Origin of the sequence: Blautia aquisgranensis, assembly GCF_040096615.1 — a bacterium.
Classification (GTDB): domain Bacteria; phylum Bacillota; class Clostridia; order Lachnospirales; family Lachnospiraceae; genus Blautia_A; species Blautia_A aquisgranensis.
In genome coordinates this window covers 166,425-183,761 of the sequence record NZ_JBBMEJ010000005.1, presented here as the reverse complement: position 1 = coordinate 183,761, position 17,337 = coordinate 166,425, and the positions used below count along the sequence as shown (strand labels likewise).

Sequence of the window (17,337 nt, the reverse complement as noted above, 5' to 3'; positions counted from 1 at the left end):
ACGCGCCGCCGCCCACATCTCACAGGACAGGACGCGCAAGCCGCGTCCGCTTCCGTCCCTCCCCCCATAAACCAACAGCCAGGGAGATGGAATCTGGCCGGGCAACTCTGCAGGAGGGTCGATACTACTTAGGCTGTGGGAGGCGGCGTTGTTTTCTAAAAGTCTGCTGTTTGAGCGACAAAGGAGCGAGTTCAGACTTTTAGAAAACGCTTTTAGCCGCATCACAGAGCCTTAGTAGTATCCCCCGACGAAGCCTGCACGGACAGATTCCATCTCCCTGACGTCCGTTCGTTAATACAAAAAGAAAGAACGCCACAAAAAAAAGCAGCGTCCTTCCTATTCCCCTCATCTATTCCCTATTTTTCCTCAATTATTCCCAGAAATCTCTCTAAGCAATTCAATATCACTCTGCAAAACTTTAATATTCGTAGTAAGTTTCTCTCCCTCAGGACTAATATACGTCACCTCAAGAATACTACCTTCACGAATTCCACGTTTAGACACCGCACTGCAAAATGCCGGGAACTTCGGATGATTCTGTTTAAATGTATTCCACGCATTCATAATCTTCATCATATTGCCAATATTACCAATACCCATTATTTCAAAACAACCTTTCTAAAAAAATTCTGATTAAAATCCACCATCAAAACCACAAGGCAGCCGCCATATAATCCATACAGCGACTGCTCAGTAACCAACTTATTATCTTATCTTCTGCCAATTATTTCACAGATTTCGAATAAAAGAGATCGCATCACTGATCCCCGCAACATACACCAACCGGATTCCTTTGATACTCTCTGTAGCTGCTCTGTTTACTTCCGGCAGGATCACTGTCTCAAAGCCAAGTTTTTTCGCTTCCTGCACACGCTGACCTGCCATGCTGACTGCCCGGACCTCACCGCTTAAGCCGATCTCTCCAAAAACCATCACGGAATCCGGGATCACAATATCTTTACAGCTGGAAATGAGCGCCAGGCAGATTCCCAGATCAATTGCCGGTTCCGTCATCTTCATTCCACCTGCGATATTCACATAAGCATCTGAGGACGCAAGATGAACCCCTGCCTTTTTCTCCAGAACTGCCATAAGCAGATTTACACGGTTAAAATCCGTACCAACCGCAGTTCGCCTCGGAATACCGAAATTGCTCTGGCACACAAGTGCCTGAATTTCTACCAGAATTGGTCTGGTTCCTTCCATGGAGCAGGCAACCACAGATCCGGAAGCATTCTCAGGTCTTCCATTCAGTAAAAATTCTGAAGGATTTTTCACTTCCTCTAGTCCAGTATTCTGCATTTCAAAAACGCCGATCTCATTGGTAGAACCAAAGCGGTTCTTTACCGCACGAAGGATCCGATAAGAAGCATGCCTATCTCCTTCAAAATAGAGCACCGTATCCACCATGTGCTCCAGAACACGGGGGCCGGCAACATTTCCTTCTTTCGTGACATGACCTACGATAAAAATAGACACACCCATTCCTTTAGCGATCTGCATCAGAACATTGGTGGATTCCCTTACCTGGGAAACGCTTCCTGGCGCAGAGGTAATATCCTCATGAAACATGGTCTGGATCGAGTCCACAACAGCCACATCCGGTTTCGTCCGTTCAATAACTTCGCGAATATTCTCCAGATTTGTCTCGCATAATAACTTTAATTTATCATTAAATGTTCCAAGCCTGTCTGCACGAAGTTTGATCTGGCGCAGTGATTCTTCACCCGAAATATACAGCACTGAGACACCCTGCGCTGAAAGATTACGACAGACCTGGAGAAGCAACGTAGATTTGCCGATTCCGGGATCTCCACCCACCAAAACAAGGGAGCCGGGAACAATTCCTCCTCCCAGCACCCTGTCCAGTTCACCAATTCCGCAGCTCTGACGTTCATCAGCGGAAAGACTGATATCTTTGAGAACTACCGGATCGGATTTCTTTTGTGGATTTTTTGCATTTGAGGAGGCGGTTTTCTTTGTGGAAACAGTCTCCTCAACGAATGTATTCCATGCCTTACATGCAGGACACTGTCCCATCCATTTGGCGGATTCGTACCCGCACTCCTGGCAGAAATATACTGTTTTTTTATTTTTTAGCATTTTACGATTTTTACTTCAGCCTTGGTGTTCGCGTCCAGTTCAACACTAAATGAAAGCTTACCGCCCAGATTCGTTGTCATAGTGCCTGTGCTCGCTCCATCGATAAATACCTGATACTCTGTCTCAGCCTCAAGCTCTACTGTGATCTGGGAATCCTCAAATCCCTGTACCTCAAAGCTCATTGTAGTTCCATCCTGCTCAAGATGAAATACACTTGTTCCTGGAACGGACTCATATACGAACATTCCGTTGCGCTCAAGCTTGGTGATCTCCTTATATGTTTTTACTTTATACATATCTCCCTGATACTGATAATCCGACAGTTTGGATTTCTGACTTAACTCGTAATCTCCAAAACTAATAGTACCGTTATCTTCTGTACGGATCAATTCCTGTATCACTGCCATGATCTTATGTCCTCCTGAAATTCTTTTGTTATAATTTGTTTAATTATACCTTATTTCTGTCTTTTTTTCCATAGAAAGTGACAAAATTCTTGTACTTTTCACACATTAGACTACCGCAAAGCAGATCTTTTTATCTTTCACCTTCACCTGCACGGTGTCGCCAGCTTTGATCCGGCCTTCCAGAATCTCTGTTGCCATTTCATCTTCTATTTTTGTCTGGATCGCTCTACGAAGAGGTCTTGCGCCATATTTGCTGTCAAAACCTGCATCTGCAATAAGATCTTTTGCAGCTCCTGTAATTTTCAGTGTAATGTTCAGCTGCTCCTGACAACGTTTTTCCAGATTTTTCAGAAGAATGGTGACGATCTTACGGATATTCTCCTTATTCAGAGAATGGAATACCATGATCTCATCGATTCGGTTCAGAAACTCCGGCTTAAACATACGGCGAACCTCTTCCATAACCCCTGATCTCATTCTGTCATAATTCTGTTTCTCTGTATTTCCGGACATGAATCCAAGATGCTTCGGCTCCATGATCATCTGCGCTCCTGCATTGGATGTCATGATAATAATCGTCTGTTTGAAGTCTACCTTTCTTCCATGTGCATCAGTGATATGTCCGTCATCAAGTACCTGTAGAAGAATATTAAATACATCCGGATGTGCCTTTTCAATCTCATCAAAAAGTATCACACTGTATGGATTACGGCGGACTTTCTCGCTGAGCTGGCCGCCCTCCTCATAACCTACATATCCTGGCGGTGATCCGATCATCTTGGATACACTGTGTTTCTCCATGTATTCAGACATATCAACACGGATCATTGCCTGTTCGCTGCCAAACACTGCCTCTGCCAGTGCTTTGGAAAGTTCTGTTTTTCCAACTCCTGTCGGTCCCAGGAACAGAAAAGAACCGATTGGTCTTGCAGGATCTTTTAAGCCCACTCTTCCTCGTTTTACTGCGCGTGCTACTGCTGACACTGCCTCATCCTGTCCGATCACACGTTTCTTAAGAACCTTTTCCAGGTTCGCAAGACGGCGGGACTCTCCTTCTGTAAGCCGCTGTACCGGAATCTTCGTCCAGTCGGAAATAATATCTGCAACTGCATTCTCATCTACTTCAAGCGCTTTTCGTTTATTTCTGCGCTCTGCTTTTTTGCGAAGCTTTTCCAGTTCTTCTTCTGCTTCGTTCTGTTTTGCCTGAGCTGCTCTTGCGCCTTCGAGGTCTGCGTTTACAACAGCCTGTTCTTTTTCCTTGAGGATATCATGGATCCTGCGCTCCAGTTCTTCTGCCTCCGGCGACGGACGATATCCTGCCAGCTGCACCTTAGACGCGGCCTCATCAATGATATCAATTGCCTTATCCGGCAGGAAACGGTCATTGATATAGCGCACAGACATTTTTGCAGCCGCTTCAAGTGCTTCATCCAGGATCCGCACTCCGTGATGCTTCTCATAATAAGGACGAAGCCCTTTCAGAATCTCGACAGCTTCCTCCTCCGTCGGCTCTTCCACTGTCACCGGCTGAAAGCGTCTCTCCAGTGCCGCGTCTTTTTCAATATATTTACGGTATTCCTCAAGAGTCGTAGCACCAATCAGCTGAATCTCCCCTCTGGAAAGAGAAGGTTTCAGAATATTGGACGCGTCCAGAGCTCCCTCTGCTCCACCGGCACCTATAATCGTATGGATCTCATCAATAAAAAGCAAAATGCTCTGCTGCTCTCTTACTTCATCGATCACATTTCGGATACGCTCCTCAAATTCACCTCTGTACTTACTTCCTGCGACCATTCCGGAAAGATCCAGAACAACTACCCGCTTATCTTTCACAGTATCCGGAACCATACCTGTGACGATCCGCTGTGCAAGTCCCTCCACAATAGCCGTCTTTCCTACTCCTGGTTCTCCTACCAGACATGGATTATTCTTGGTTCTTCTGCTTAAAATCTGGATCAGGCGTGCAATTTCTTTATCCCGTCCTACAACAGGATCCAGCTTTCCCTCTTCTGCCATCTCTGTCAGATCACGGCTGTACTGATCCAGCGTAGGTGTTGTACTTCCATTTCTGTTTCTCGCTGCTTTTGCCGCCTGAAATTCCTCAGCGATCGCATCGCTGTCCATCCCCATGGCCGTGAGCACTGCAGCATACAGCTTCTGGATGTTCGCTCCCATTGTATACAGAAGCCTTGTACCAACACAGTCTGTTTCTTTCAGCATGGCAAGCAGAATATGTTCTGTTCCTGCCTCCTCAAAATGCATAGATTCCGCCTCTGCACGTGCGTTCTCAAGTACACGCTGTGTTCTTGGACTGAATTCCGGTTTCTGTGCAACAGCTGTTGTTCCTGGCGGTGCAATCAGTTTATCGATCAGTGCCATTGCTTTATCTGCATCAATGCCAAAGTCTTCAAGCACCCTGCCGGCTGTACCTTCTTTTTCACGCAAAAGGCCCATCAGAAGATGCTCCGTACCGATATAGCTATGTCCGCAGGAGCCCGCTACCTGTCTTGCCAGTGCAAGAACATTCTGTGCCTGTTTTGTAAATCGTTCCTGCATGATGTCTCCTCCTATCTGTCTGCGTCATATTCATCAAAAATCTCATCCACCAGCTGATGGATCTCTTCTCTTGTCACATTTTTGCAGCATCCCCAGGCCATGGCTACTGTGAGATTCTGCTTCATCTCATCCAATGCTCTGACCTTATCTGCATCAATAGATATTACAGCTCCTTTTCGTCTGTCGATGGTCACAAAGCCTTCCTGACGAAGCAGCGCATATGCTTTGTTCACGGTATGCATGTTAATTCCTGCAATGCTTGCAAGCTGCCGTACAGAAGGCAGAGCGTCCCCCTCATGAAGCCTTGATGTAGCTATCCCCATTATAATCTGATTGGTAATCTGCATATAGATTGCCTCATCACTGTTAAAATCGATTTCTATCATCATCGGACTGTCTCTCCTTACTTCTATAACAGCAAAAGGCTGCACAGTTCTATTACCCTGGCAGCCTGCTGTGATTTATATTTTTATTTGGTGACTCCTGCGATCTTCTCTACCTGTTCTTTGTTCAGGATCAGGTTAAAGCCAAGCGGATTTACCACATAAGCGCTCGCCTGAGGAATCATAAGGCCCGGAAGCTTGTCCATTGCCACCTTCGCAACGCGGAGATTCTTTCCTCTTCCGAATTTCTCAAATTCCATAACATCTGTAAATACAGGCTGAAGGATCTTGTCTTCTTTATTTTTGAGATATGGAATATGAAGTTTTCCATCTTCTTCCTGCTCTGCGTTGATCGCGATCAGAAATTCTGCTTTTCTGAGGTTCGCAACCAGCTCTTCCTCCAGCTCTCGAAGATTATTGTGCTCTTCCTGTTTCACCGGACGGCGGAGTTCCTGCATAAAGTAAATACCGGAAAGCTCAAGAGAAGGATTCAGAAGCGGTCTCTTGGATGGCTCGATCTTGCTCATGTCTCTCTGACTGGCGATCCTTCCGATCTCTACCTCGATCTGTTCTTCTCCGTCTGTCCAGATCACGCTGTTTACGCCAATAGCGTAAAGTGTACCGTACAGTCTTGGAAAATCTTTCTTTTCATATTTCATGCCCATGAGAAGAACCTTGTCCTCCAGGAGCTTCTTACCATATTCTTTGATTTCTTCCTCAGTTGCAAAAATTCTTGCCTGGTCGTTAAACGTTTCCTCATCACAGGTTACATACGGAAGCTTCGTTGCCTGAGAATATGCAACAAATACTTCATCTCTGTTTCTGAGTTCTTTCACTGCTTCTTCTACACTGATTCCCATTTTTTGTCCTCTCTGCCTCATCGTTTGGATGCGACACCTCATCAGAGGAAATGGTTCATTCCCGTTATGCCCTGTCAGCATCCAGCTTTTTTATTATTTTATAACTATTCACTGTGTTCCTAGTTGTTACTATTTTACAATGAAAGCTATACTTCCGTCAAGCTGTGTATGTCGAAGTAGCACCAAAAGTCAAAAAGTTGTCAGGGCAAAAAATTACTGCCCACACAAAATGGGCAGTAATTCTGAAAATCATGCTTCGTCGATTGCTTTTCCTATGTCATGACGCATATATTTGTTTGCAAAGCTGATCCACTCTGTGGCAGCGTACGCATTTTTTCTTGCTTCCTTCAGCGTTTTTCCCTTGGCTGTGATGCCAAGAACACGTCCTCCGTTTGTGACGATCTCACCATCTTTGAATTTCGTTCCTGCATGGAAGCAGTAATATCCATCTTTATCCTTGAAGTTCTCAAAACCATGGATTGGAATACCCTTCTCATATTTCACCGGATAACCGTCACTTGCAAGAACTACGCAGACAGCTGCGTTATCCTGGAACTTCAGATCGATCTGATCCAGTTTTCCGTCGATGCAGGCTTCCATCACTTCCACAATGTCATTCTCCATACGTGGAAGAACAACCTGAGCTTCCGGATCTCCGAATCTTGCATTGTATTCCAGAACCTTCGGACCATCTGCTGTAAGCATCAGACCAAAGAAAATAATTCCCTGGAACGGGCGGCCTTCTGCTGCCATGGCATCAACTGTTTTCTGATAAATGTATTTCTTACAGAACTCATCGACTTCTTCTGTATAAAACGGGCTCGGAGAAAAGGTTCCCATTCCTCCTGTATTCAGCCCCTGATCGCCATCCTGTGCACGCTTGTGATCCTGTGCGGAAGTCATCGTGCGGATAGTCTTTCCGTCCACAAAGGAAAGTACGGAAACTTCACGTCCTGTCATGAATTCCTCAATAACCATGGTATTTCCGGCATTTCCGAATTTTTTATCTTCCATGATCTCCTTGACTCCGGCCTCCGCCTCTGCAAGATCTTTACAGATCAGAACACCCTTTCCAAGCGCAAGGCCATCAGCTTTCAGAACAATCGGGAATTTCGCTTCTGTCTTTAAGTATGTAAGAGCTTTCTCCGGATCATCAAAATTCTCATAGGCTGCTGTCGGAATATTATATTTTTTCATCAGATCCTTGGAAAATGCCTTGGAGCCTTCCAGGATCGCTGCGTTTTTGCGTGGACCAAACACTCTTAAGCCCTCTGTTTCAAACACATCTACGATTCCACCCACAAGCGGATCATCCATTCCAACAATAGTAAGATCAATTTCTTTTTCTTTTGCAAATGCAGCCAGCTTATCAAATTCCATGGCCCCGATCTCTACACATTCCGCATACTCGGCGATTCCGGCATTTCCCGGTGCACAATAGATCTTGTCAACTTTCGGGCTTTTTGCAACGCTCCATGCAATGGCATGCTCTCTTCCACCGCTTCCTACGATTAATACTTTCATCTGTCTACTCCTTTGTTTCATCTGTTTTCTGATTACTTTAAAGAAACAATTCCATCTGTCACTGTGATCTTATCATTGGCAATAAGATTGATCGCCTCCGGAAGTATTTTCCACTCGGCCTTTTCCATAACTCGTCTCTGGAGATCCTTGGAGGTATCTCCATCTTTTACCTTCACAGCCTTCTGAAGAATAATCGGACCGGTATCTGTACCAGCATCCACAAAATGAACCGTTGCGCCAGTGACCTTCACTCCTCTTGCAAGTACTGCATCATGAACTTTCAGTCCGTAATAGCCCTTGCCACAGAATGACGGGATCAGGGACGGATGGATATTAATGATCTTATTCGGATATGCCTCCACCATTTCAGGCGGGATAGCTACCAGATATCCTGCAAGAACAATAAGATCCACCCCACGTTCTTTCAGTTTGGCAAGCAATGCTTTATGAAAAGCCTCTCTGTCAGGATAATCCTTCGGTGCGATACACAGTGCCTCAATATTATGCTTTCTGGCTCTTTCCAGTGCATAAGCTGACGCATTATTGCTGATAACAATATCAACCTCTGCATTAGTGATCTCCCCGGCATCCATGGCATCCAGGATTGCCTGCAGATTCGTTCCGCCACCGGAAACAAGAACTCCTACTTTTAACATAAGGTCACTCCCTTTTCACCAGCTTCAATATTTCCTACTACATATGGTTTATCACCTGCGCTGCGGATCGCCTCCATGGTCTTGTCAACATCTGCTGGATCTACTGCCAGGATCATACCAAGTCCCATATTGTATGTGTTGTACATCATATGCTCATCAATATCTCCTTTTTCTGCAAGGAGCTTGAAGATTGGAAGCACCGGATAGCTGTCTTTCTTTACGACTGCTCTTGTTCCTTCCTTCAGCATACGCGGGATATTCTCATAAAAGCCGCCGCCTGTAATATGGCTGCATGCATGGATCTTAACACCTGCATTACGGATGCTCTTAAGTGCTTTTACATAGATTCTGGTCGGTGCGATCAGCGCCTCTCCAAGTGTTGTGCCGAGCTCATCATAGTATGTGTCGAGAGATTCTTTTGTCATATCGAATACTTTACGTACAAGAGAGAATCCGTTGCTGTGAACGCCTGTGGAAGCCATTCCGATGAGCACATCGCCCGGTTTCAGTGCTTCGCCTGTAAGGAGATCTTTTTTGTCAACGATTCCCACTGCAAATCCGGCAAGATCATACTCATCCTCCGGCATCAGTCCAGGATGCTCTGCTGTCTCACCACCGATCAGTGCTGCCTCAGACTGTACACAGCCCTCTGCAACTCCCTTTACGATCTCTGCGATCTTCTCCGGATAGTTCTTGCCACATGCAATATAATCCAGGAAAAACAGCGGTTCTCCGCCTGCACACGCAATATCATTTACACACATGGCTACTGCATCGATTCCGATCGTATCATGCTTGTCCATGACCATTGCGACTTTAACCTTAGTTCCGCATCCGTCTGTTCCGGAAACAAGTGTCGGCTCCTCCATGTCTTTAAATTTTTCCATGGAAAATGCACCTGAGAAACCTCCGATTCCTCCAAGTACCTCCGGTCTCATTGTTCTGGCAATGTGCTTTTTCATCAGCTCTACTGATTTGTAACCTGCCTCAATATCTACGCCTGAAGTCTTGTAATCCATAATATCCTCCTTATAACAACACTCTCTGTTTTTTTCATCATGGTATATGAAAATTATTTATAATTCTTATATCCAACTTCCTGAAGTCTCGCATCCTTCTTCTCAACCTGCTCTTTCAGCTCCTGGCTGTAAGCTTTCAGTCTGTTCAGAAGCTCCTCATCGGATGTTGCAAGGATCTTCGCTGCAAGGAGTCCCGCATTGGCTCCGCCGTTGATAGCTACTGTAGCAACCGGGATACCGCTTGGCATCTGTACGATAGAGTAAAGGGAATCTCTTCCTCCTAATGATGTTGTATGCATCGGGATACCGATTACCGGCATCGGAAAGATCGCCGCACACATTCCCGGAAGATGAGCTGCCATTCCTGCGCCTGCAATGATTACTTTGAAGCCTTTTTCTTCTGCTGTCTTTGCATAGTCGAAAAACACATCCGGTTCTCTGTGTGCGGAAATGATCTTCATCTCATAATCAATTCCCAGTTTCTCCAGGATATCTGCTGCTTTACTCATAACTGGCATATCTGAATCACTACCCATTACAATTCCTACTTTTGCCATTGTTTTCTCCTTTCGTGGTGCATCTTATCTCTGTGTTGTCTGCCGCTTTTGCTGTCTGCGGTCGTTATGGTTATTCTACGTATATTCTCATTTTCTGTCAATACGAACGGGAAAACTGTAAAATTACTAATTAACTTATATTTTTATTTAATGGAAGATTTTCAAAAGGACGGTTCAGTTCCTCTGTTCCCGGAAGCACAAACCGGCCGTTTTCAATGATAGAAACCATTTCTCCCTCATCATCGATCACACAAATGCTTCCCAGCTCATCATAAGGAATCGTAATATCCGTATGGCATCCGTAATAAGCAAGGCTCACGTCGTCTTTACGCATCTCGGAGATCTCATTATCTCTGGCAATGATTTCTTTTCCGTCAGGATTGTATACAGGGGTATCCTCAGCCCAGCTGTAGCAGGTGTCTCCTACTGCAAAATGTGGTCCCATTTTTTCCGCAATAAGAATCGGAAGCTTATCTGCGATTCCATACTTCATTGCAGCTACATAAGCAGTCGTATTGGTACCTATTGCAAATTCGCCCATTGGAATTTTCGGATGATGGAACAAAATATTATCTTCAATATATTTCCGGTTTTCTTCTTCTGTTTTAAAATTGGAGCAGGTATAATCGATCACCTGTCCGCAGTCAAATACCAGCTTCAGGTCACGGAACTGCAGACCGTTCAGATATACTTTCTTCACATGAAGGATTCCGCCAGTACCTGCAAGCTGCGGAGAAGTAAACACCTCACCTACCGGAATGTTCACATCTGCAACACAGTTCTCAAAATTTGTCTGTTTTTTCGGATCAGAAAGCTCATGAAGATGAATGAGAAGATCTGTCTCATTGTCCCCGCATCCCTTGACCTCTACCCACTCACAGGTATCCAGTGTATCAATGATCGTCTGCTGGATCTTCTGATAAAGATGATAATCCAGTGTATTGATCTTCACGATCTCGCGGAAGATTTCTGAATAATTACCACCAATCTCCGGAACCGGATAAGCAATAATGGTAAAGCTTCTCTCATCACCTTTAATATAACGGTTCACGATCTGTCCTGATTCATTGGAAAGCTCGGTCTCAAGCTTCTGCTGTGCCTCGCTTAAAGTATATGCCTCCGGCTTGCTGACCGGTGAAAACGGTGCTTCTCCGAAAGTATCAATACAGGCCGGTCCACCATGCACATTCGCCAGATCCCTGTATTTCTCATAAGAAGTCTGCATAGCACGAAGCTTACGCTGCACAAAATCCCCGTCCAGAAACAGGGCACTGTCCTGACGGTGGTCATAATCATACTGTGGATTCGCCACTCCGCCTGTATAGCCTACTCTCACAGCACCTCTTTTGTTGACTGCATGTGTCGCATGGCGGTAGATCACAGGCTCAAGTCCCATTTCCCTGAACTGTAAAATAGCAGCTTTTACCATACGCTCAAAACCAAGACTGTAACGGATATTTACAGTTTTCTTTTTGGTAATGTCTTTGCGTCCGGTGATAAATCCGATCCGATAACCTTCTGTGTAGGTAGATGCCATTTTGTCGATCTCTTCCTGGGAAAGAGAATTCAGAAACTCTGCCACACCGGTCTCGTTTGCAGATACATATTCTCCGTAACGGTACAGATATCTGAGATCTGAAAGATCCGAATTCATAATGATATTTGCTGCAAAGTCAAGTTCCGGATCAACGCCTTCGCGGATTCTCTGCTCCATCATATCCTGGCAGTAATCATTCACATAAGAACGCAGGATTCCTTCTACTGTACTTGTCTCCGGAAGTTCTTCCTCACAAAAAGCAGAATACACTTCCAGAAACAGTTCCATGGATACCGTCATATCCCAGAGTCTCTTCTCATGTGCATAGGCTGCCGTTCCCAAAAGCTCCGCATAAAGAAAGCTGAATAATTTTCCGTAATCGCCAAGCTGCTTTACTGCATAGGCCGGATTTCCATAGCTGTTCTCATAATTTTCCGGAAAGATATCCTCATAAAAACGGTGGTTTCTCTCCTTCAGTGCTTCCAGATCAAGTTCATTATCTTCCTCATCCATCACATCTGTCGTCATATAAAGAAACTGTGCAAGCTTTCTGAAAAAAGCTCCAAAAGGCTCCTGCACAGTCTCCTCTGTTATAATCTCACGGATTCGCTCCTTTGCAAGCGCATAGCGCTCTCTCATACATTCGTCCAAAGCTTCATCTCCCATCTTTTTCATCGTCGATCACATGCCCAAGAGTAATGTGTTTATTGATCAGTTCTTTCATGTATTCCCAGATCACCGTGGAACCTTCTCCTGTCTTCCGGTTCCGTTTATAGATCTGACTTTTTTTCACCTGATGCTCCTCCCAGCTTTTTCCGTTGGATGCATCATTGAGAAAAAGCGGCTGACAGTTATCCAGAACATGGGCAAATTTCGCCTCCGGAGTCTCATAGGCTTCAAATTCTTCCCAAAGCTCCTTAAGCCACTGTCCCTGATCCTCGGGAAGCAGTCCGTAGATCCGTTCTGCTGCTGCTCTTTCTCTGGTATCCTTCGTCAGCGCGCCTTTCTCATCATACGCATACGTATCTCCTGCATCGATCTCCACCAGATCATGTACAAGTACCATCGGTATTACCTTCGAAAGATCCACATCTTCATTGGAATATTCTTTCAGAAGTACTGCCATAAGTGCCAGATGCCAGGAGTGCTCCGCATCATTCTCTTTGCGTTTTCCGTCAGCAAGATAGGTCTGCCGGAAAATGTTCTTGACTTTATCCACTTCCAGGATAAAATCAAGCTGTTTTTTCAGTCGTTCTTTTTCATCCATCTTTTATACTCCTGATAAAAAAAGTCCCAGCCAGATGACCATGATCACACCATTTAAAATAGATCCGATCATGCTGGTTCTGTGTTTGCGGTTTTCCTCGGAAAAGCTCGAAAGCCCCATTGCAAAACCATATACAGAGAGAAGCATCGCAAAAAAGCCTGTTCCGCCGATGAGTCCTCCCATTTTTCCGTCAAAGAAAAGTGCAAGCACCACCGCTGCGACAAACAGGCCAAAAGAAGCAGCTGCCAGCCCGACTGACAGCTTCCCCTTTGCAGCTTCTCTTTTTTTTGCAAACGCATATCTATATCTTCTTGCCATTATATTTTCTCCTAAGTCTCTCACAGACTGCATACATTGCATATCCCAGTGCTGCGCCCAGAGTATTCAGTATCATATCATCCACATCAAAACAGCCGACCCGCGTAATAAGCTGAATCACTTCCACACTGAGGCTGATTGCAAAACCGGATAATATAATAAAAAAGCCACTTCTCATTCTTCTGGCTATTACCGGAAGAACGAAGCCATATGGCACAAACCCCAGTACATTTCCAAAAATATTGGTAAAAAGTGCAAACATCCCAAGCTGTTTCCGATATATCCAGAAACGTCTTATTTCCACAAACGGGACAAGATTATAACGGTATTCTCTTTCCGCCTGTGCCACACGTCCGTATCCCTCTGAAAAGAAAAGAAGATAGATAAGGATGAGAACATACAGCACAAAAAAAGCTGTCCCGAGTTTTTTTACCCTGCGTTTTGTCCCTTTATTCAATATTCTCCCCTGCTTAAATAATCTGAAAAGCCACACGAAGCTGCGTGCGGCTTTTCAGTTATATCAATATGTCTGATTTTCTTCTGAGCAGTCTCGCACCATTTACGATCATCAGAATTCCTGTGACAAGCCCCGTCACCAGAACGATAATGCCAAGTGCAAGGCTTCCGGCCCCACTGCTCGCCATGGTTTTATAGATTTTTTCATTCATGAGCTGTGTCCTCCCAGTTTAAGCGGACATTCGGAATCCGCTGCTCTTTTTATATGCAGCACACGTTACCGTATTATTCTGCACCATATTCCTCATAATATGCGTCAATAGCAGCTTTCAGCTTGTCATCGATTACAACGCGGCCTTTATATTCTTTGTTGTAAAGATGCTCTACAACTTCTGCCATTGTTACGATCGCAGTTGTCTGAAGACCATATTTCTCCTCGATCTCTTTGAGCGCACTCTTCGTTCCCTGTCCGCGTTCCATACGGTCAACAGAAACTACCAGACCGATCGGATTCACATCGCCCTGCGCCTTGATGATCGGAAGTGTCTCCTGAATAGAGGTACCTGCTGTTGTAACATCCTCAATGATCACAACCTTATCACCATCCTGGATCGGACTTCCGAGAAGAATTCCCTTATCTCCGTGATCCTTCACTTCCTTACGGTTGGAACAGTAGCGGATGTCCTTTCCGTACATTTCACTGATCTCCATTGTTGCAGCTACAGAAAGGGGAATTCCCTTATATGCCGGTCCGAAAAGAACATCGAAATCAAGTCCGAATTTGCTCTCGATCGCTTTTGCATAGTACTGTCCAAGCTTACGCAGCTGTGCACCAGTGCGATAAAATCCTGTATTTACAAAAAACGGTGTCTTTCTTCCTGATTTGGTAACAAAGTCTCCGAATTTCAGGACATTACAGTCAATCATAAACTCAATAAATTCCTGCTTATACTGTTCCATTTATCTAATCCTCCATATTTTTCTCATGTGCATATATACGTGGTTATTCTAACATATGTGTAACCGAATTGCAAACAACGCAAAAATCCCGTTTTACTTCACAACACCAATCAGCTCATTGATATCTGCCACATTCTGTTTCTCCAGAAATGCCTGGATTCCATCCACAATCTCTTCCGTTGCATAAGGATTGAAAAAGTTCGCTGTTCCCACAGAAACCGCAGTTGCTCCTGCCATGATAAACTCAAGCGCATCCTCTGCCGTTGCGATTCCTCCCATTCCGATGATCGGAAGAGATACTGCATTAGCCACCTGATATACCATACGGACTGCCACCGGTTTTACAGCCGGGCCTGACATTCCGCCGGTTTTATTGGCCAGCGCAAAAGTGCGTCTGTTGATATCGATCTTCATGCCTGTCAGCGTATTGATCAGAGAAAGAACATCTGCTCCGCCTGCCTCTGCCGCTTTCGCCATCTCTGTAATATCTGTCACATTCGGGCTCAGCTTCATGATCACAGACTGTTTCGCATATTTCTTTACTTCTTTTGTGATATCTTCAAGTGCTTTCGGATTCTGTCCAAACGCGATTCCGCCCTCCTTGACATTCGGGCAGGATACATTGATTTCCAGCATGTCTACCGGTTCATTGCCAAGGCGTTCTACAACCTCGCAGTAATCCTTTGTGGATCTTCCGCAGACATTGACAATGATCTTTGTGTCATATTTCTTAAGGAACGGAATATCCCTCTCACAGAAAACATCAATTCCCGGATTCTGAAGACCAATAGCATTGAGCATTCCAGAGGCAGTCTCTGTTACACGCGGTGTCGGGTTGCCCGGCCACGGAACATTAGCAACACCTTTTGTTACAACTGCGCCAAGCTTATTCAGATCTACAAACTCGCTGTACTCTGATCCGGAACCAAATGTTCCGGACGCTGTCATCACCGGATTTTTGAGTTCTACGCCGGCAAGCTTTACATTCATTCTGCTCATAAATCTACCTCCGTGCTTAAAAATACCGGTCCATCCTTGCATACTCTTTTATTGTGTACATGAGAATGGGAATCTACATCTTTAGACTTGCAGACACAGGCCAGGCATGCGCCTACTCCGCAGGCCATACGCTCTTCCATGGAAATCCAGCATGGAATTCCCCTCTCAAGTGCATAAGCCTTGATCGCACGGAGCATCGGTGCCGGTCCGCAGGCAAAAATAGCATCTGCTTCCAAAGCATTCTCACGGATGGCATCCATAACATTGCCCTTCGTTCCTGCAGAGCCGTCTTCTGTTGCTACATATACATCCCCATAAGCTTCGAATTCCTTATTTAAAAACAGTTCATCCCTGTATCCGAGAACCATGGTTTTCTCTGCATCCAGCTCTTTGGCTGTTTCCAGCATTGGTGGGATTCCGATTCCACCGCCCATAAGAAATACTTTTTTTCCTTTTACTGCATCCAGCGGAAAGCCGTTTCCAAGCGGTCCAAGCACCTCCACAGGCACGCCTGCATGAAGCCTGGAAAATTCCTCTGTACCGGTTCCTTTCCCTGTAACACGATAGACAAGTCTCAGCCGTTTCTCTTCTTTATCAATCTCGCAGAGACTGATCGGCCTTGGAAGAAGCTTGCTGCCATTGCGGCTGTAAAGAGATACAAACTGTCCGGAAACTGCATTCTCCGCGATCTCTCCGGCATCCAGCCACATGCTGTAAATATCCTTACCGATGCACTCCTGGCTGATGATCCTGCAGGATCTTTTTGTTTTTTTCTTTTCTGATGTGCTCATACGACGCCTCCCGTTTTATCTGCTCTCAAGTGCACCGCTGATATCGGCGATCATGTCTTTTACCGCCTGTCTGGAGGCATCTGCATAATTCTCTGCGCCGAATTCTTTATATTTCTCCTGTTTGTATGCTGCAATGATTCCTCTGGATGAGTTTACGATAGCACCAAGACCATCTTCGTTAAAGAAATGAACAAGGTCAGCGCCTTTTCCGCCCTGTGCACCATATCCCGGTACAAGGATAAAGGTTTTTGGCATGATCTTTCTTAACACTTTTCCCATTTCCGGATAAGTAGCACCGACAACTGCGCCTACATAGCTGTAACCATCGCCCATAAGCTCATCGCCCCACTGAGCAACTTTTTCCCCTACCAGTTCATACAGAGGGCGTCCGTTGATCTCCTGATCCTGAAATTCACCACTGGAAGGATTGGAGGTTTTTACCAGAACGAAGATGCCTTTTTTCTCTTCCTTGCAGACATCCATGAACGGCTTCACACCATCAGAGCCGAGATATGGATTCACTGTTGCAAAATCCTCATCAAAACCTGCATATTTCTTAGAGCCGACCTGGACCTGTCCGAGATGCCCTACTGCGTAGGCAGCGGATGTGGAGCCGATGTCTCCTCGTTTGATATCTCCGATCACAACAAGTCCTTTTGATTTACAGTAATCTACAGTTTTCTTGTATGCAACAAGTCCGGGAATTCCAAACTGCTCATACATTGCGATCTGTGGTTTTACTGCCGGGATCAGATCATAAGTCGCATCTACGATTCCTTTATTGTACTGCCAGATTGCTTCTGCTGCTCCCTCCAGTGTCTCTCCAAGGTCTGCAAAAGCTTTCTTCTGGATATGCTCCGGAATGTAATTCAGCATAGGATCCAGTCCTACAACGATCGGTGCGTTTGTCTTTTTTATGTTACTGATCAGCTTGTTAATCATGA

General features: G+C 45.2%; 19 protein-coding genes. All 19 read right to left on the bottom strand.

Annotation, left to right across the window (positions count from 1 at the left end; translation table 11 throughout):
* Window positions 1–366 precede the first annotated feature (366 nt).
* The 19 genes from WMO28_RS06230 to pyrF all read right to left on the bottom strand — a co-directional run bounded on the left by WMO28_RS06230 (window position 367) and on the right by pyrF (window position 17,335).
* The gene (locus WMO28_RS06230) at window positions 367–600 is read right to left on the bottom strand and encodes a hypothetical protein (RefSeq protein ID WP_349056396.1); all 234 of its coding nucleotides are present in this window, start codon (window positions 598–600) and stop codon (window positions 367–369) included.
* A 129-nt stretch (window positions 601–729) separates the two neighbouring features.
* Window positions 730–2,103, bottom strand: coding sequence for a DNA repair protein RadA (gene radA / locus WMO28_RS06225; protein WP_349056395.1), 1,374 nt, complete (start codon window positions 2,101–2,103; stop codon window positions 730–732).
* On the bottom strand, window positions 2,097–2,510 hold the full coding sequence (locus WMO28_RS06220; RefSeq protein WP_178645458.1) for an endosialidase: 414 nt from the start codon (window positions 2,508–2,510) through the stop codon (window positions 2,097–2,099). Before WMO28_RS06220 ends, radA begins: the two co-directional genes overlap by 7 nt.
* Window positions 2,511–2,615: 105 nt before the next feature.
* A complete protein-coding gene (locus WMO28_RS06215) occupies window positions 2,616–5,066 on the bottom strand; it encodes an ATP-dependent Clp protease ATP-binding subunit (RefSeq protein ID WP_349056393.1) in 2,451 nt (816 codons plus the stop codon).
* Between the two features lie 11 nt (window positions 5,067–5,077).
* Window positions 5,078–5,455 carry a GntR family transcriptional regulator gene (locus WMO28_RS06210; RefSeq protein ID WP_178645460.1) on the bottom strand — a complete coding sequence of 126 codons (378 nt, stop codon included), beginning with the start codon at window positions 5,453–5,455 and terminating at the stop codon, window positions 5,078–5,080.
* Between the two features lie 80 nt (window positions 5,456–5,535).
* On the bottom strand, window positions 5,536–6,309 hold the full coding sequence (locus WMO28_RS06205; protein WP_178645461.1) for an SseB family protein: 774 nt from the start codon (window positions 6,307–6,309) through the stop codon (window positions 5,536–5,538).
* A gap of 249 nt (window positions 6,310–6,558) precedes the next feature.
* Window positions 6,559–7,833, bottom strand: a complete 1,275-nt coding sequence (gene purD, locus WMO28_RS06200; RefSeq protein ID WP_349056390.1) for a phosphoribosylamine--glycine ligase — start codon at window positions 7,831–7,833, stop codon at window positions 6,559–6,561.
* 32 nt (window positions 7,834–7,865) lie between these two features.
* Window positions 7,866–8,489 carry a phosphoribosylglycinamide formyltransferase gene (gene purN / locus WMO28_RS06195; RefSeq protein WP_178645463.1) on the bottom strand — a complete coding sequence of 208 codons (624 nt, stop codon included), beginning with the start codon at window positions 8,487–8,489 and terminating at the stop codon, window positions 7,866–7,868.
* Window positions 8,483–9,508: a phosphoribosylformylglycinamidine cyclo-ligase gene (purM, locus tag WMO28_RS06190; RefSeq protein WP_178645464.1), complete on the bottom strand. Its 1,026-nt coding sequence runs from the start codon at window positions 9,506–9,508 to the stop codon at window positions 8,483–8,485. Before purM ends, purN begins: the two co-directional genes overlap by 7 nt.
* Before the next feature lie 53 nt (window positions 9,509–9,561).
* On the bottom strand, window positions 9,562–10,065 hold the full coding sequence (gene purE, locus WMO28_RS06185; protein ID WP_178645465.1) for a 5-(carboxyamino)imidazole ribonucleotide mutase: 504 nt from the start codon (window positions 10,063–10,065) through the stop codon (window positions 9,562–9,564).
* 130 nt (window positions 10,066–10,195) lie between these two features.
* Window positions 10,196–12,277 (bottom strand): aminopeptidase, encoded by a 2,082-nt coding sequence (locus WMO28_RS06180; protein WP_349056388.1) that lies wholly within the window; start codon window positions 12,275–12,277, stop codon window positions 10,196–10,198.
* On the bottom strand, window positions 12,258–12,869 hold the full coding sequence (locus WMO28_RS06175; RefSeq protein WP_178645466.1) for an HD domain-containing protein: 612 nt from the start codon (window positions 12,867–12,869) through the stop codon (window positions 12,258–12,260). Before WMO28_RS06175 ends, WMO28_RS06180 begins: the two co-directional genes overlap by 20 nt.
* 3 nt (window positions 12,870–12,872) lie before the next feature.
* Window positions 12,873–13,187, bottom strand: coding sequence for a hypothetical protein (locus WMO28_RS06170; protein WP_178645467.1), 315 nt, complete (start codon window positions 13,185–13,187; stop codon window positions 12,873–12,875).
* Window positions 13,171–13,644 carry a VanZ family protein gene (locus WMO28_RS06165; RefSeq protein WP_178645468.1) on the bottom strand — a complete coding sequence of 158 codons (474 nt, stop codon included), beginning with the start codon at window positions 13,642–13,644 and terminating at the stop codon, window positions 13,171–13,173. Before WMO28_RS06165 ends, WMO28_RS06170 begins: the two co-directional genes overlap by 17 nt.
* Window positions 13,645–13,702: 58 nt before the next feature.
* The gene (locus WMO28_RS06160; RefSeq protein ID WP_178645469.1) at window positions 13,703–13,855 is read right to left on the bottom strand and encodes a hypothetical protein; all 153 of its coding nucleotides are present in this window, start codon (window positions 13,853–13,855) and stop codon (window positions 13,703–13,705) included.
* 73 nt (window positions 13,856–13,928) lie between these two features.
* Window positions 13,929–14,603: an orotate phosphoribosyltransferase gene (gene pyrE, locus WMO28_RS06155; RefSeq protein ID WP_178645470.1), complete on the bottom strand. Its 675-nt coding sequence runs from the start codon at window positions 14,601–14,603 to the stop codon at window positions 13,929–13,931.
* Window positions 14,604–14,696: 93 nt separating this feature from the next.
* Complete coding sequence (locus tag WMO28_RS06150; RefSeq protein WP_435375990.1) at window positions 14,697–15,602, bottom strand: dihydroorotate dehydrogenase; 906 nt, start codon at window positions 15,600–15,602, stop codon at window positions 14,697–14,699.
* On the bottom strand, window positions 15,599–16,393 hold the full coding sequence (locus WMO28_RS06145) for a dihydroorotate dehydrogenase electron transfer subunit (RefSeq protein WP_349056385.1): 795 nt from the start codon (window positions 16,391–16,393) through the stop codon (window positions 15,599–15,601). Before WMO28_RS06145 ends, WMO28_RS06150 begins: the two co-directional genes overlap by 4 nt.
* 15 nt (window positions 16,394–16,408) lie before the next feature.
* Window positions 16,409–17,335, bottom strand: coding sequence for an orotidine-5'-phosphate decarboxylase (gene pyrF, locus WMO28_RS06140; protein WP_349056384.1), 927 nt, complete (start codon window positions 17,333–17,335; stop codon window positions 16,409–16,411).
* Window positions 17,336–17,337: the final 2 nt, after the last annotated feature.